Here is a 16,650-nt window from a genome sequence, read left to right as displayed (position 1 = left end):
CATGACGTCCACCACGAGCCCCGCGACGAGCGAGGACAGCACCACCGACCCGGCGACGCCGGACCCCGCTCCCCCGTCGCGGCCCGCGAAGACCAAGCGCTCGAAGGCTGGCTCCGCGTTCGCGATGTTCCGCAACGGCAAGTCCCTGACCGGGTTGATCATCCTCGGGTTCTTCACGCTGGTCGCGATCTTCGGCGACGTTCTCGCGCCCTACGAGCCGCGCGCGCAGGACCCGGAGGCATACGGGGCCCAGGCACCGTCCATGGCCCACCTGCTCGGGACGACCAACATGGGAGAGGACATCCTGAGCCAGCTCATCTACGGAACCCGCGGTGTCCTCGTCGTCGGATTCCTCTCGGGCATCATCGCCATGATCGTGGCGGTCCTCGTCGGAGTGACCGCGGGCTACGTGGCGGGCTGGAAGAGCGAGAGCCTGTCGGCGATCACGAACGTGTTCCTCGTGCTCCCGGCGCTGCCCCTGATGATCATCGTGGCGTCGAACTACGAGAGCCCGAGCCTGTTCCTCATCGCGGCGGTCCTCGCGCTCACCGGCTGGGCCTGGGGCGCACGTGTCCTGCGCGCCCAGACGATGTCGTTGCGCAACCGGGACTTCGTCCAGGCTGCTCGCGCGAACGGGGAGAAGCTGTACCGGATCATCACGGTCGAGATGCTGCCGAACCTCACCGCGATCATCGCGTCCAGCTTCGTCGGCACCGTGACCGCAGCCGTGCTCGGCCTGACGACGCTCGCGTTCATCGGCATCATCCCGATCACCAACCTGAACTGGGGAACCATCCTGTTCTGGGCGCAGCAGAACGGGGCGTTCCCGGACGCGTGGTGGTGGTACATCCCGGCCGGTCTGTGCATCGCGCTGCTGGGGATGGCTCTCTCGCTCATCAACTTCGGGATCGACGAGTACGTGAACCCGCGGCTGCGGTCTGCGGGCGAGCGTGCCCGCGCGATGCGGAAGAAGGGCTACAAGGCGTCGAGCGGCGTCACGACCGTGGCGAACCGTCCGGACCTGCACGGGTCGACGCCGGGCGCTCCGGGTTCGTCGGTCATCGCCGAGCTCCACGAGGACCCGCTCGAGACGGAAGCGGAGGACGAGGAGACGATCTCGACGGGGTGGCCGCGCCGCTCCTCCTAGCCGGTGGGCCCTCGTCGACCGTCCCCACGGTCGCGCGACGCACCCACCTCGGCGGACCCGGTCGGGAGACCGCGCCACGGACCACGCCCCTGGTCCGTGGCGCGCGGCCCGGCCGGGTCTCGTCGTCCCGGACGTCCCTGGCCCGCGCGGCTCACGTCAGTCCGGGCTCACGTCATCCCAGGAGGTCCTGGACGACGTCGTACCCCAGCTTGATCACGAGGGCGCCGACGACGACGACGAACACGACGCGCACGAACGCGCTGCCCTTCGCCACGGCCATGCGCGCACCGATGTACGCGCCGACGAAGTTGGCGACGCCCATCGCGAGCCCGAGGCCCCAGATCACGGCGCCGTACGGCACGAAGAAGATGAGCGCGCCGGCGTTCGTCGCGAAGTTCGCGATCTTCGCCAGCGCCGACGCCGGCAGGAACGCGTACCCGAGCCCGCTGACCAGGGCGATGACGAAGAACGTTCCCGTGCCCGGCCCGAGCAGGCCGTCGTAGGTCCCGATGACGAGCCCGATCCCCGCGGCGGCCCACCGGTGCCCGTTGCCCTCCCAGCGCAGGTTCGTCGTGTGCCCCAGCTGCGGCCGCGCGATCGTGTACACCGCGACGCCGATCAGCACGACGAGGATGATCGGCGTGAAGAGCTCGGCCGGTATGCGGGACGCGAGCGCCGCACCGCCGATCGCGCCGACGAGGGCCGTGAGCGCCATCGGGCCCGCGGTCCGCAGGTCCGGGCCCACGCGCCGGTAGTAGGTCGCCGCGCTGACGGACGTGCCCATGATGCTCGCGAGCTTGTTGGTCGCGAGAGCCTGCACCGGGCTGATCCCCGGCACGAGGAGCAGGGCAGGGAGCTGGACGAGACCGCCCCCGCCGACGACGGCGTCGATCCAGCCCGCAGCGAGCGCAGCGACCACGAGCAGCACGAGCGTCAGCCCGTCGATCTCGAGCGCTCCGGAGGACGGGAGGACGAAGGTCGGCAGCACCCCCTAGTGGTACCACGACGATGCGTAACCGGCGCGTTACGCTTTAGCCATGGACGTGTTCGCCGCGCTGGCCGACCCGGTGCGCCGGGACCTGCTGCTCGCACTCCGACGCGAGGACCTGACCGCGGGTGCCCTCGCGGCCGGACGCCCCGGCGTCTCGCGTCCCGGAGTGAGCCGCCACCTGCGGGTACTGCGCGAGGCAGGACTCGTGGGTGTCGTGACCCGCGGGAGGACCCGGGTGTACTCGGCCCGGGCAGAGGGCCTCGAACCGGTGCGTGCACTCCTCGCAGCGCTCGCCACGTCGTCGCCGGTCCCGGCACCCGACGACGCGGGCGGCTCCGCGGCCGGGGCACGGCTCGTCCCCGGCGGGCTGGTCGAGCACGGGCCCGCGGGGACGGAGCTGGTGGTCACCCGGACGTTCCGGGCGCCGGTGGAGGATGTCTGGGCCAGCCTCACCGAACCCGGCCGCCTCGCCCGCTGGATCGGACGCTGGACGGGAGACCCCTCGACCGGTCACGTCAGCTTCCGGATGACCGCCGAGGGCGAGGACGTCGAGCCCGAGGAGTACACCATCACGCGCTGCGACCCACCCTTCCGCTTCGCGGCCGACACGGCGACGGGTGACGAGACCTGGCACATCGGGTTCGACCTCGCCGAGGCCGAGGGCGTCACGACGCTCACGTTCCGTCAGCTCCTCGCACCCGGCGACGACGCACGTTCCGTCGGGCCGGGCTGGGAGTACTACCTCGACCGGCTCGTCGCCGCTCGCGAGGGGCGCGACCCTGCCGACCTGCGGTGGGAGGACTACCCCGCCGCCCTGGGCGACCACTACGGCGCGACGCCCGGCGGGTCCTGACCGCCCGCGCGCCCGCGATCACGTCTGCAGGGCGTCGTACTCCGCCTCGGTGGCGACGTCGTCCTCGACGTCGAGCCGCAGGTGCGCGAGCGCGCTCTGCAGGACGCGCAGACCGCTCGCGGCGCGCTCACCCCACAACGAGACGTACGAGAACTGCCACCACCACAGGCCCTCGAGCTCGCGACCGGTCTCGTAGTGCTGCAAGCCCTTCGCGAGGCACTCGGCGACGCACGCGAGGTCGCCGGACAGGCTGGCCGCGCCGATCTCCGGCCCGACGAGGGGGTCCGTGACCTCGACGTAGTCGTCGAACCCGTCGAACAGGCGGGTGAACGCGGTGCGCAGCGGATCCAGGTCCGTGTCCGGGCCGGGGTCGGGCTCGAACCGCTCGACCGGCACGACATCGCCGACCGCGCCGAGCCGCGCTCCTGCGGCCAGGACGTCGGAGAGCGCGAGGAGCAGGAGCGGGAGGGCGGCACCGGGCACGGCGCCGGCCGCGACCTGGGTCGTCGTCGTCAGGTAGGCGCGGGCCTGGCCCGCCATGCCCTCGGCGATCTCCTGCAGGTCGGGATCGTTCTCGATCTCCCCCATGGTGTCCACCCTCCGTCAGCCGCCGACGAGTCGTCGGCCCTCGAACGCCCGGCCGAGGGTCACCTCGTCCGCGTACTCCAAGTCTCCCCCGACCGGTAGCCCGGACGCCAGGCGTGTCACGCGCAGACCCATGGGACCGAGCATCCGGGCGAGGTACGTCGCCGTCGCCTCGCCCTCGACGTTCGGGTCCGTCGCGAGGATGACCTCGGTGACCTGGCCGTCCGCGAGCCGAGTCATGAGCTGGGAGATCCGCAGGTCACCGGGCCCCACGTTCTCGATCGGGTTGATGGCGCCACCGAGCACGTGGTACCGGCCGCGGAACTCGCGCGTGCGCTCGATCGCGACGACGTCCTTCGGCTCCTCGACGACGCAGATCACGTCCACCGAACGGCGCGGGTCGGCGCACACGCGGCACTGCTCGGACTCTGCGACGTTGCCGCACGTGTCGCAGAACCGCACGCGGGCCTTCACCTCGGTCAGGGCGTCGGCGAGCCGTCGGACGTCGGACGTGTCCGCAGCGAGCAGGTGGAACGCGATGCGCTGCGCGCTCTTGGGCCCGACGCCGGGAAGTCGGCCGAGCTCGTCGATCAGGTCTTGGACCGCGCCTTCGTACACGCCCCCAGCCTACGGGGCCCTACCCACCCGTCAGGCCCTCCCGCGCGCTCAGGAGCCCTGGTCCTGGATCTCCTCGATGACCTTCCCGTCCAGCAGCCTCGCGACGAGCGCGGCCCCGACCAGCCCGCTCGAGACGATGTCGGGATCGTCCGCCGACGGCTCGTCGAACTCTGCGACCCCGACCGAGGTCGGCGGCGCGACGGCAGGTGCCGTGCGCGACCGCGCCTCTCGCACCTGACGCTCGGCGAGCCGACGCGGGGACTCGGGAACGCGGCGCGCGGGAGCGTCGTCGACGGGAGCGTTGTCGACGGGAGCGGCGACGCCGGTGTCCGTGGACGCCCGGCTCGTCGACCGCGGGGCGGCTGCGGCCGGGGCGAGGGCAGCTGGGGCGGGAGAGACCGCACCGGGTGCACCCGGCGCGGGAGAGGTCCTGCGCACCGAAGGCTCGGGCGCCGGTGCGGGGTCGGCCGGGAACGCCGTCCCTGCGGGCGCCGGTGCCGGCACGGGCGCCGTGAGGCCACCGCCCGCGAGCCATGCGGCGTCGGCCGCCTCGGCAGCGTCGACGGACGCCTCCCCGGGAGTCGTCGACGCGCCGGGGTCGGGTCGCTCGGCCACCGCGACACCGACGCCCGGGCTCGATCGGTCCCGCTCCACGGCGACTGCAGTCGCCTGTGGCGCCGACCGCGACGGACCGGGGGCCGCGGCACCGACGGCTCGCGCGCCCCCCAGGCCGCCGGGTGCGACACGGCCGGAGCCGGTGCCGGCAGGCGCGGTGCCCCGCGGAGCCACGTTCTCGCCCTGCGACGGCGGGTTCACCCCTCCGGTGCCGGGTGAGGGTCGCAGCCCGGACCGTGCCGTACCCGCAGCGGAGGTGTCCCCGGGCGTGCGCGGCACGTCCTGGACGGGCTCGTCCGAGTACGGCGGCCCGTCCGGCGACGGCGGGTCCTGGGCACGCTCCGGACCGGAGACGGCTGGTCCCGCCCCGCCCTCCTGCACGGACGCCTCGACCCGCGCCCGGACGCCGAGCGTCTGGTACAACGACTCCTCGACCGCCTCGACGTGCCGAGGCTGCGAGAAGGTGCGGGCGATGCCCGGGGCGACGAAGCCGATGCGGAGCACGCCGTCGTCGAGCGAGACGACCTGCGCGTTCGGCCCGACGAGCGCGCGCGTGACCTGGTTGCCCAGTGCGGCGACGACCTCGTCCCAGCGCCGCCGCAGCATCTCGGTGGTCATGGTCCCCGCGGTGGGTTCGTCGGACGACGACGACGACGCCGTCCCGTCCGGCTCGCCCGCGTCGACCGCGCTCGTCGGCGGCGTGACCGCCTCGTCCTCGATCGGCCCGACGGTCTCGTGACCGGTCCCGACCGGCTCCGCGTCCGCTGCACGACCCGAGGAAGCAGGCTCGGGGTCGGACGCAGACACAGGGTCGGTGGCAGGCACAGGGTCGGTGACAGGCACGGGATCGGTGGCACGCACGGGCACGGGGTCGGGTGCTGCGCCGGTCTCCGGCACGACGGGGTCGCCGGCTGCCGGCCGCAGCGCCGCGCGCACGGCGGCGGCACCGGTGAGCCCACCCGCTGCACCCGGCGCGGGCCGGGCCGGTGCAGGCGCCGCGGCGACGTCGGGGCGGACGGTCGCCACCGGTCCGGGCGCCGCCGGCACCGCCGCCCCTGCCGGGGCCGCCAGACCGCCACGCTCGAGCCGGTCGAGGCGGGCGGCGAAGCCGGCAGCACCGTCGTCCGCACCCGGCAGCAGCAGCCGCGCGACGAGGAGCTCGAGGTGCAGGCGCGGCGACGTCGCGCCGCTCATCTCCGTCAACGCGTCGTTGGCGAGGTCGGCGGCGCGGGACAGCTCGGCCACGCCCAGGTTCTGGGCCTGCGCACGCATGCGCGCGAGCTGGTCCGCAGGCTGGTCGCGCAGCACGGCTGCGGCCTCGTCGCCCGACACGGCGATGACGATGAGGTCGCGCAGGCGCTCGAGCACGTCCTCGACGAACCGCCGCGGCTCGTGCCCGGTCGCGATCACCTGGTCGACGACGCGGAAGATGCTGGCCCCGTCGCGTGCTGCCAGCGCGTCCACGACGTCGTCGAGCAGCGTCGCGTGGGTGTAACCGAGGAGGGCGACGGCGCGCTCGTAGTCGACGTGCGAGTCCTCGGCGCCGGCGATGAGCTGGTCCATGACGGACAAGGAGTCCCGCACCGACCCTCCGCCCGCTCGCGTGACGAGCGGGAAAACCCCGGACCCGACGGTGACACCCTCGGCAGCGCACAGCTGCTCGAGGTACGGGCCCAGGACGTCCGGCGGGACGAGGCGGAAGGGGTAGTGGTGGGTGCGCGAGCGGATGGTGCCGATGACCTTGTCCGGCTCGGTGGTCGCGAAGACGAACTTCACGTGCTCGGGCGGCTCCTCGACGATCTTGAGCAGCGCGTTGAAACCCGCGGGCGAGACCATGTGCGCCTCGTCGATGATGAAGATCTTGTACCGGTCGCGCGTCGGCGCGAAGGTCGCGCGCTCGCGCAGGTCCCGCGCGTCGTCCACGCCACCGTGGGACGCCGCGTCGATCTCCACAACGTCGAGGCTCCCCGGGCCTCCGCGTGCCAGGTCCACGCACGAGGGGCACCGCCCGCACGGGGTGTCGACGGGGTGCTCGAGCGTGTTCTGCTCGCAGTTGAGCGTGCGCGCGAGGATGCGGGCGGACGTCGTCTTGCCGCAGCCGCGCGGCCCCGAGAAGAGGTAGGCGTGGTTCACCCTGCCGCTGCGCAGCGCCTGCATGAGCGGCGCGGTCACGTGGTCCTGACCGATCACCTCGGCGAAGGTCTCGGGCCGGTAGCGGCGGTACAGGGCGGTGCTCACCCCGGTCACTCTAGACGCCACGACCGACACGCACGAGAGCACCCGGGGAGCAGAAGGACCCCCCGTGCACCCACCAGAGCTCACCTACCCTTGCTGCCTTCCGGCCCTGGGGGAGTTCGGCGAGATGATGCCGCACGAGGGGTCTGCCCCAACCCTAGCCCAGGACCACCCGGACCTCGAAACCCGCACGGGAGAACTCCGATTCGTTGCGGCGCCCTCGTGTCCGGTATCCTCGTCTGCGCTGCTGTCGTCCGGTCGCGTCCCGCTGCTGCGGGCGTCCCGACGGCACCGCACCAGGAGGATTCGCCTAGTGGCCTATGGCGCACGCTTGGAAAGCGTGTTGGGTTAACAGCCCTCGGGGGTTCGAATCCCCCATCCTCCGCCAGACCGACGGGCTCGCCGCACCACGCGGCGGGCCCGTCGTCGTTCCCGCCTCCGGGTGCTCCGTCCGAGCGTTCGGTTCAAGCCTGCGGCGGTGGTCAGCCGGAGCACGCGGGCCGACGGACGAACGGAAAGACCCGCCGCACGTGTGTGCAGCGGGTCCTCCGACGTCCCGACGGTCCGACGCGCCGGGACGTGAACGTCGGCGGTGCCGCCGACGGCTACGACCCACCCTACGGCTCATCGGCCCCGTTGGGCAGGGGGCGCCACGGTTTGGTCGCCGCGACGGCGTTCGTCACTCCTCCTGACGGCGGGAGCCGGTCACGACGAGCGCCCCGGTGGCGAGCAGCAGGACCGCCAGCACGGTGATCACGAGCACCGATGACCCCGTCCTGGCGAGGTCGCCGCCGGACTCGCTCCCGCCGCTGCTCGGGAACGTGTTCGTCACGGTGACGTCGACGCTGCCGTCGTCTGCCGTCGGGCCGTCGAACGCGTCCGAGGTCGCGGCGCCGTCCGTACCGTCCGCCGTCACGTCCGTCCCGTCGACGGCGATGCTCACCTCCTCGGCGTCCCCGGCGTCGGTCTCAGCGACCGTGCACGACGCGTCCTGGGGCACCAGGTACACCGCGGTCCAGTCGTCCGCCGCCGAGAGCGTCCGCTCTCCGCCGTCGGGCAGGTCGACGTCCGTCGTCTCGCCGTCGACGACCCACGTGCAGGAGAGCTCGACCGTGAACTCGTCGCCCTCGTGCTCCGAGGCGCCGGGGCCGGCGAGCTGCTTCGTGACGACCACCTCGCCCGCGTCGAAGGTGTTGGTCACCGTGAGTGCGGCCGGGTCCCCGGCGACCGTCACCGCGCCGGGTTCACCGTCGCCGATCGCCGAGACCGTGCTCGACGTCGCTCCGCCGGTCGCCGTCTCGGTCACGACGCACTCGGCGCCGACCGGGAGCCCGTCGTAGACCGCGGGCTCACCCGGGACGAACGAGCGCGTCGCTCCGTCCGGGATCGTGACGTCCGCGCCCTCGAACGTGCACGCGAGGGTGGACTCGAACGGCCCGGCCCCGAACGCGTCCGCGCCGTCACCGTCCACGACCTTGTCGACCTCGACCGACCCGGCGTCGTAGGTGTTGGTCACGACCGCCGTGATCGGGTCCTCGATCGTCGCCTCGCCGGTGATCGTGACCGGGTCCGGGTCGATCGTGCTCGAGGTCGCTCCGCCGTCCTCCGTCTCCGTCAGGGTGCACTCGTCGCCGTCCTGGAGACCGAAGTACAGGGCCGGGAAGCCCGGTCCGAACATCCGGCTCGGGCCACCGGGGACGGAGGCGGGCGTCCCCTGCGACGTGGTGCACTCGATCGACACCTCGTACGGGAACTCGTCGAACGGGATGGAGCTGAAGTCGAAGTCGAGCAGCTCCTCGATCGTCGTGGGCAGCTCGGGGATCTCCGGCATGGGCGGCGCGAACGCCGCCCCGTCGCCGTCGACCACCTTCTGCACGACCAGCGGTGCGGTCTCGAAGGTGTTCGTGATGCCCACCTCGACCGTCGTCGGGTCGCCGTCGGTCGCCGGGGGCACCGTGACGTCCACGGACGTCCCGTCCACCGGGTCGCCCCCGTCCACCGTGATGGTGGTCGACGACGCACCGAACGTGTCCGTCTCCGTGAGCGTGCACTCGGAGCCGACGGGCAGCCCGGCGTACGTGACGCTCGACCCGCCGTCGATCTCGCGCACCGCTCCGCCCGGGATGGTCAGGTCCACGCCCTCGTACGTGCACGCGAGCTCGACCTCGAACGGGCCCGGCCCGTAGAGCGCGCCGAGACCCGCGAGATCCTTGTCGACCTCGATCGAGCCGACGTCGAACGTGTTGGTGATGACGACCTCGGCCGGGGTGTCCGCGTCGACCGTCACCTGGTCCGGGACGACGACCGCGCCGGTCGCGCCGGCGTCGTCGGTCTCCTCGATGTCGCACACCGCACCCGCCGGGAGGTTCGCGATCTCCGCGTCGAGCGGGCCGCCGCCGCCGAGCACGACGGTGCTGTCGTAGACCGTCTGCGGCCCCGTGCCGTCCCCGTCGTCGAACGTGCAGACGACGTCGATGTCGAACGGCCCGGCCCCGTAGGCGTCCGCGCCCTCGCCGTCCACGACCTTCTGCAGGTCGATCACGCCGACGTCGTAGGTGTTGGTCAGGGTGACCGCGTTGCGCGGCTGGCCGACGACGTCGCCCGCGAGCGTGAGGTCCGCCGAGGTGCCGTCCGTGACCACCGGGTCCCCGAGCGGGCCCTGCTGGACCGTGATGGTGGTCGACGACGCGTTGCCGGCGCCCGTCTCCGTGACGGTGCACTCGGCCCCCACCGGGAGCCCGTCGAACTCGACGGAGCCGCCGTCCTCCAGCTCGAACGTCATCGGGTCGTCGGGGCCGTAGCCGTCCGCGTAGACCTCCTCGCCGAGGAACGTGCAGTCCACCGTGCCGTCGAACGGCCCGAACTCGACCGCGTCGCCGTCCTGGTCGACGGCATCGCTGACGACCTCCTTGTCGATCACGATGCTCGACAGGTCGTACACGTTGATCGCCGTGATCGTGGTCGGGTCGTCCGGGCCCTCGCTGTCGATCGTGACGTTGCTCGGCTCGAGCAGCAGGCGCGTCTGCCCGGCGCCAGCGTCCTCGGTGATGACGCACTCGGCCCCGTACGGCAGGTTCGGCACGACGACCGGGGTCCCCGGCGTCACCGTGATCGGGATCGGGTCGAGCTCGGTCTCGACCCAGGTCCCGACGGCGGACGTGCACTGCACCTCCAGGTCGAACGAGCTCGGCGCGTTCTCTGCGCCGTCACCGGTGACGAGCTTGTTCACCTCGAGCGGACCGGTCGCCGTAGCGACGCCGACCTTGACGCCCTCGGCACGCAGCGAGTTGATCTCGTCGCCCGACTGGGTCACCACGACGCCGGACGCCGCGGCCGAGTTGAACGCGATCGACCGGTCGCCCGCCTCCGGCGCCTCGGGCGGGGTGGTCGTCGTTCCCTCCACCGCGATGTAGCTGCCCGGCTGGAAGAGGTTGTCCGGGTCCATCTCGATGACGGCCTTGAACGCCGTGATCTGCTGGTACTGCGCTTCCGTGAGGTCGGGAGTGAGCGCGGTCCACCCTGTCTCCGGGTCGTCCGGGCAGGTCGGTTCGTTCACCGGGTCGATCAGGTCGTCGGCGCAGTAGTCGTCGACGGTCGTGTAGTAGAACGTCGTGGTGCTGCCGGGCGGTGCGTTGACCAGCCGTGGCGGCTCGTTCTTGTTGAGGTACGGCCTCCACTGCGAGCCGCGGGCAGAGCTGCTGGTCGGGTCGGACGAGGTGTCTCCCGGCACGGGCAGCCGGTCGTAGACGACCACCTTGTCCATGGGGAGGTTGCCGACGTTGTCGACTCGGATCCGCCACGTCTCGTCCGCCCCCGGCGGGATGATCGGCGTGCACGGGTAGGAGTAGAAGCCGTCCGCGTCCGCCTCGCATTCCTCCGGGGTGACGCTCCCCGGCTGGTCGGGGTCGACCATGATGCCGAGCGGGTACTCGTCGTTCGTCGCCTTGACGGACTTCGACTCGGCCAGGACGCCCGACGGGACGGGCGTCACGTCCGCGTCCGCCTCGCACGCCCCGGTGTCCTCGTCGAGGCGCCCGTCGATGGGACTCCCGTCCTCGCTCGACTGCGCCTGGCACACGTCCCACGGCCGGTCGCCTGTCACACCGGCGGTGTTGTTCACGACCGTGTTCGCAGCCAGGGTCGTCCGGAACTCCACCTGCACGGTGATCGTGTAGACCTGACCCACCTCGAGCACGGTGCCCTCGGGGAACGTGAAGGTGAGGCCCGCGATGTTGCCGGTGCGGTCCACGGTCACGTCGTCCGGGTCCGTGGGCATCTGGGGCCCATTCGGCTGTCCTGGCGGCGCCGGCAGCGGCGGATCGAGCTCGGTGGGCTCCGTGAGCGCGTAGCTGTAGGGCTCGTCGACGTCCGCGAGTCGCAGCTGCGGTCCGTCCGCGTCGCTGGGCATCGGGTCGTCGATCACCACCGGGTCGTAGATGGGCCGGTTCCCGACGTTCGTCACCGTGATGTTCATCGGGAACGGCGCCCCCGGCGGCTCAGTGCCCCCGGTGATGTCGGAGTTGAAGTCCTTGACGATCTCCACGCCGTTCTCGGTGTGCTGGTAGACGATCGTCCCCGACGCGTCGGCGTCACTGCTCACCGGGATCGGGTTCTCCGGGTCGTCCGGGTTGAAGACCAGGTCCGCTCCCGTGACCGTGGCGGTAACGTCGTTGGTGGCGACACCCGGCGCATCCTCGCCCGGGGCCGGGTCGTTCAGCTCCAGGTCGCTCGGCACCGGGGTGCTCGGGTCGGAACGCAGGGTGTCACGCACCTGGACCTCGAGGTTCACCGCCTGCGTCGGGTTCGCGGGGTTCTCCCAGATCTCCCCGTCGGCCCGGGTGAACGTGAACCGCAGTCCGACGACGTCCGCGGCGTCCACGCCCGCGGGCAGCGCGAACGTGCTCGACGGCTCCCCGTCGGTCCACGTGCAGTCCGAGAAGGTGTCGTTGTCCTCGTCGTACGTGCCGCCCGTGCAGGCGTCCACCTGCACCTGGTCGATCGGCGCGGTGAGGGTCGAGGCGTCGAAGCCGATCAGGTCGTACTGGTTCCAGAAGCTGCCGTCGATGTCCTGGAGCGTCATCTCGACGGCGCGCGACGGGCCGGTCGGCTGGCCGGTGATGGTCAGCGTCGACGTGGGGTTCTCCTCGGCGTCCGTCCCCGGCTCCACGATGGTGGCCGGGCTGAACGACTTGGTCTCCTCCATGGTGATCTCGGCGTCCTGGAGCTCGATGTCGGCCGTGTCCCAGGCCTGCGGCGTCTGGTCGGTCGTGCCGCCCGGGTCGGAGACCTCCGCCCCGGCGCTGTTCGGCACCGGGTTGGGGTCGTGGTCGACGGTGACCCGCTCGCCGGTGTACCGGTCGAACTCGCGGAGCTTGAGGTTCATCTCCAGGACGCCCTCGTTGTTGCCGGACTCGTTGGACGCGATGCGACCGTCGAACGTGACCTCCACGCCGACGACGTCCTCGAGCTGGGCGGCCGTCAGCGCTTCTGCCTCGGCCTCGGTGTAGTCGGTCGTCCCTCCGCCGACGGTGGTCAGCGTCACCGTGGTCGTGTCGACCCCGTCCGGGGGCGCGACGTCGATGATGTCCGTCAGGGTGAACGCGTCGAAGGGGCTCGTGCCCGCGTCGACCTCCGGCTCGACGACGAAGTCACCGTTGGCCGTGGACGGCTCGGCGATGCGCAGCTCGTCCACCCGGGCGACGGAGTTGTTCGACCCGGTGATGGTCGCGACGGTCGAGGGGAAGTCCTCGTACGGGGTGCCCTCCGGCGGGACCGACAACGGGCCGCCCGTCCAGTCCTTGGTGATCCCCACGTTGATGGGCTCGTCGAGGATGAGCACGTCGTCGGCGTCGGTGTCGGTGCGGTCCGTCCCCTGGAACGTCGCGGTACCCCGCGCGGTGTCCGTGACGAGGCCCGGGTCGTCGGGGTTGTTGTAGATCTCGCCCTGCTGCTCGCCGAGCGCCGGTCCGCCGCTGCGGCGGTCGTCGCGGAGCCGGAACGTGAAGTCGAGGTGCCGCCCGTCCGCCAGTGTCGAGCGCGCCACGCCCGACCCGGCAGCGGGCTGGGTCGGGTCGGTCGGGAACTCCGCGCGCGTCGGGGACTCGGTGTAGGTGAGTCGCACCGACGTCGCGCTGGCCTGCTCGTCGGCGGTGAGCGTGTAGCCCGGGAAGGACGTGGTGCACGGCGCCGCCACGCTGCAGGGGTCGGCGACGGCGTCCACCCAGGCGCCCGCGATGAACAGCTCGACGCCGGTGACGGCGTCGTAGATCATGAGCGGGTCCACGGACGGGTCGATCGCCTCGACCCGGACCAGGTCGAACGCGTCGTAGAACGACCCGGCGATGGCCGGGTCGTCCGCGGCCACCGGGTCCGCGATGTCGCTGATCACCATCGGGTCCACGCCCTCGAAACCGTTGGTCGACCAGGTGATCTGCGCGGTGATCCCGTCCTGCGTGCGGGCGCGCAGCGTGTACGGCTCGCCGGACTGGCCCTCGGGGGCGAGGAATGACTTCTCGATGAAGTCGAGGTCACCCGGGCCGACCGGCACGGGGAACGGGTCGACGGAGTCGCAGCCCTCGGCCGGGTCGGTCGGTGCGACCGTGCCGCTCGACGCGCTCGACGCGCCGCAGTTCTCGATCGGGTCGTCGGCGTCCTCAGGGCCGTCGTACGACGCGACGAAGTTCGGTGAGACGCTCGTGCCCGGCGGGATCCCGTCGCCCGTCGTGTCGTCGTAGACGAACTGGACACCCTGGGCGTCGTCCGGCAGGTCGCAGTTCACCGTCGCGGCACCCTGCACAGGGCTGCCGCAGCCGGGGGCCTCGACCCACTCCGTGCCGTTCCAGTAGTTGATCGTGAGCTCGGTGCCGGCCGGCACGTCCGTCGACCGGACCGACGACGCGGTGAAGCTGTCCCAGAACGGCCCCGGGTCACCGGTGTCGGTCGGGTCCTGGACCACGATCTGGTCGGCGTTCGTCGTGGACCCGTCCTCGCCGAAGGGCAGGAGCTGCGTCGGGAGCCCGACGATCACCGTCTGCCCCGGCAGCGCCGGGATCGTGGACGGCGAGATCGACTTGGTCGTGACCGTGGCGAGCCGGTCCGTGAGCGTCTCCAGCGTCGCGTCCGCGGTCTCGGAGTCGTTCGGGATGTCGACCGTGATCTCGTTCGGGTGCAGGACGTTGTCCTCGGCCTGGTCCGGGTCGGTGTCCGCGGTGAAGGGGATCGTCGCCTGGGCACCGGTGACGATGTTCCCGGTGTACTCGATCGAGAACCCGACGACGTCGCAGCCGGCCGGCGGGTCGGGCAACGTGTCCTCCGCCTCCGCGGGGATCGGGTCGGTCGTCGTGCCGTCGGCGCACGTGAACGTCACGCTCGCGGCGTCGGCGTCGTTCGGCCAGACGACGCCGGCCCCGGCGCCGTCGGTGCCCCAGCCGGTAAAGGTGAGCGGGTCGTCGCCCTCGAACGGGCTGTCCGTGCCGGGCGACGGCTCCGTGATCGTCATCGACGTCGTCGGGTCGCCGTCGTTCGTGGCCCCGAGGGTCACGGTCGTCGGAGAGCCAGCGCTCACCACGGCGGGGTCGAACGACTTGGTCGGCGTGACGGAGTTGTTCGGCGGTGTGATGACGTAGGTGTCGCTCGCGTCCGTGGGGTCGGACGAGTCGTCGCCGTGGATCACGTTCGACGACGTCGTGTTCGTCAGCGTCGTGGTGTCGGTGAGCTCCGTGACCGCGTCGGACTGCTCGACGTCGAACGGGATCGACGCGGAGGCTCCGATCTCGATGTCGCCCTCGAACTCGACCGTGAAGCCCTCGACCTCGCAGCCGGCCGGCGGGTCGGGCAGGGTGTCCGGGGTCGTGCTGCTGTCGGTCGGGGTCAACCCGTCGGCACAGGTGAACGTCACGTCCGCCGACGTCGCGCCCTCGGGCCAGGCCACCGCCCCCCAGCCCGTGAAGCCCAGATAGGTGAACGGGTTCGGGTCCGTCCCGGCCGTCGGCTCGGTGATGACCAGGGAGTCCACGGGGTCGTTGGAGGTGTTCGTGCCGCCGATGGTCACCGTCGCCGGGGTGCCGGGGCTCGCGATCGCGCCGTCCGGGTCGATCGACTTGGTGGTCTCGGAGTCGAGGACCAGCGGGACCTCGGGGATGATGTCGTCGGACGCCGGCTCCTCGGGAGCGTTGTCGGAGACGACCGTCGCGGTGTTGGTGATCGGCACGCCGTCCTGGCTGTACGGGATGTCGTCGGAGACGACCCCGGTGATGAGGATCTGCGACTGCTGACCGTTGTTCACGCTGTCCGCCGTGTAGGTCACGGTGTCCGTGTCCTGATCGACGTCGATCTGCGGGTTGACCGTACCCGTCCCCGCGCTCTGGATCGACGCGCTGACGAGATCGACGTACTCCGGCATCGGGTCCGTCATCGTGGTCGGCGTGCACGGGTCCTGGTTGGGGTCGGAGCACGAGATCGTCACGACCCACGTCACGGTCTGTCCGGGCTGGTACGGCCCCGTGCTGGTCTCGGACTTCCCGATCGCCCACGTTGCCGCCGACGCGGGCATCGCCGGCACGAGGACGAGCGGAAGAGCGAGCACAGCAGTACCCAGCGTTGCCCACGCCCTCCGCGCACGGCGCGCGAGCCGTTCCTGCCGCGCCCGACCCTTTCGAGTCGTGCCGTCCGTCGCCGATCGACGATCCCCCATGGCGGTGTCCTCCGCTCACCCAGCCCGAACAGGCGCGCGGCGTCGCGCACCTCCGTCGTCACGACACTGCCACAGGATGTCCACGTCGTCTCGGCGAGCGGCGGGCCGAGACCGGGCCGTGACGGAGGTCCTCCGACCGGCCGTCCACGCGCGCCCCCATGCCTGGACAGCGGCTGAACAGACGTTTAGCATGCTGAACATGCGTTCAGAAACCCCCCGGCGCACGGCCTCTCCCCGCCAGACCGGGACCGAGCGCGACCTCACGACGCGTGCACGCATCCGCGACGCCGCGATCGAGCGCTTCGCCCGGGACGGGTTCGGCGCACCGCTGCGCACCATCGCCACCGACGCCGACGTCAGCGCGGCGCTGGTCCTGCACCACTTCGGATCCAAGGACGGCCTGCGCGAGGCGTGCGACGCGCACGTGCTCGCCACGGTGCGCGAGACCAAGCACGACGTCATGACCGACGCCGCGGGTGCGATGCCCATGGCGTCCTGGTTCGCGCGGGTGGACGACTACGCCCCCACCGTCGGCTACGCGCTGCGCAGCCTCCAGTCCGGCGGCGCGCTCGCGCGCGAGTTCCTCGAGCACCTGACCACGGACGCCGTGTCGTACCTTCGCGCGTCCGTGGACGCCGGCGTGGCCACCCCGAGCCGCGACGAGGAGGCGCGCGCCCGCTTCCTCGTGCTCAGCTCGATGGGCTCGCTCCTGCTGTCCTTGACGCTCGACCCGCCCCAGGACCCGGCGGACCTCGCGCGCGCGACCCGTCGCTACCTCGACTCGATCGCCCTGCCCGCCCTCGAGCTGTACACCGAGGGGTTCCTCACGACGCGCCGCATGCTCGACGAGTACCTCCTCTACGTCGGCGACCCGCCCGCCGAGGACGACGCCGCGTCGGCCTGACGTCGCCCAC

At 71.9% G+C, this 16,650-nt stretch carries 8 protein-coding genes, 1 tRNA gene and 1 other RNA gene; 4 read left to right on the top strand and 6 right to left on the bottom strand.

The window, feature by feature from the left end; all coding sequences use genetic code 11:
• Position 1 precedes the first annotated feature (1 nt).
• Complete coding sequence (locus IF651_RS11730) at positions 2-1,147, top strand: ABC transporter permease (protein ID WP_191829309.1); 1,146 nt, start codon at positions 2-4, stop codon at positions 1,145-1,147.
• Between the two features lie 172 nt (positions 1,148-1,319).
• On the opposite strand, the gene IF651_RS11725 is transcribed toward IF651_RS11730, so the two are convergent.
• Positions 1,320-2,135, bottom strand: a complete 816-nt coding sequence (locus IF651_RS11725) for a TSUP family transporter (RefSeq protein ID WP_338403920.1) — start codon at positions 2,133-2,135, stop codon at positions 1,320-1,322.
• Between the two features lie 49 nt (positions 2,136-2,184).
• On the opposite strand from IF651_RS11725, the gene IF651_RS17785 reads away from it, so the two are divergent.
• Positions 2,185-2,991 carry a metalloregulator ArsR/SmtB family transcription factor gene (locus tag IF651_RS17785; protein WP_191829308.1) on the top strand — a complete coding sequence of 269 codons (807 nt, stop codon included), beginning with the start codon at positions 2,185-2,187 and terminating at the stop codon, positions 2,989-2,991.
• An 18-nt stretch (positions 2,992-3,009) separates the two neighbouring features.
• Here the strand turns inward: IF651_RS17785 and IF651_RS11715 are convergent, their stop codons facing one another.
• The 4 genes from IF651_RS11715 to ffs all read right to left on the bottom strand — a co-directional run bounded on the left by IF651_RS11715 (position 3,010) and on the right by ffs (position 7,194).
• On the bottom strand, positions 3,010-3,579 hold the full coding sequence (locus IF651_RS11715) for a DUF5063 domain-containing protein (protein ID WP_191829307.1): 570 nt from the start codon (positions 3,577-3,579) through the stop codon (positions 3,010-3,012).
• A gap of 15 nt (positions 3,580-3,594) precedes the next feature.
• Positions 3,595-4,194: a recombination mediator RecR gene (gene recR / locus IF651_RS11710; RefSeq protein ID WP_191829306.1), complete on the bottom strand. Its 600-nt coding sequence runs from the start codon at positions 4,192-4,194 to the stop codon at positions 3,595-3,597.
• A gap of 48 nt (positions 4,195-4,242) precedes the next feature.
• On the bottom strand, positions 4,243-7,047 hold the full coding sequence (locus IF651_RS11705) for a DNA polymerase III subunit gamma and tau (RefSeq protein WP_191829305.1): 2,805 nt from the start codon (positions 7,045-7,047) through the stop codon (positions 4,243-4,245).
• Between the two features lie 50 nt (positions 7,048-7,097).
• Positions 7,098-7,194, bottom strand: an RNA gene (gene ffs, locus IF651_RS11700) — signal recognition particle sRNA small type.
• Positions 7,195-7,343: 149 nt separating this feature from the next.
• On the opposite strand from ffs, the gene IF651_RS11695 reads away from it, so the two are divergent.
• A tRNA-Ser gene (locus IF651_RS11695) sits at positions 7,344-7,432 on the top strand.
• Positions 7,433-7,723: 291 nt separating this feature from the next.
• Here IF651_RS11695 and IF651_RS11690 read toward each other — a convergent pair.
• Positions 7,724-15,628: a DUF5979 domain-containing protein gene (locus tag IF651_RS11690; protein WP_191829304.1), complete on the bottom strand. Its 7,905-nt coding sequence runs from the start codon at positions 15,626-15,628 to the stop codon at positions 7,724-7,726.
• Positions 15,629-15,935: 307 nt separating this feature from the next.
• Between IF651_RS11690 and IF651_RS11685 the strand changes: the two genes are divergently transcribed.
• Complete coding sequence (locus IF651_RS11685; RefSeq protein ID WP_191829303.1) at positions 15,936-16,640, top strand: TetR/AcrR family transcriptional regulator; 705 nt, start codon at positions 15,936-15,938, stop codon at positions 16,638-16,640.
• The last annotated feature ends 10 nt before the right edge of the window (positions 16,641-16,650 follow it).

Origin of the sequence: Cellulosimicrobium arenosum, assembly GCF_014837295.1 — a bacterium.
GTDB lineage: Bacteria > Actinomycetota > Actinomycetes > Actinomycetales > Cellulomonadaceae > Cellulosimicrobium > Cellulosimicrobium arenosum.
The sequence above is the reverse complement of the archived record's forward strand: the minus strand, read 5'-3'. Positions and strand labels throughout refer to the sequence as shown.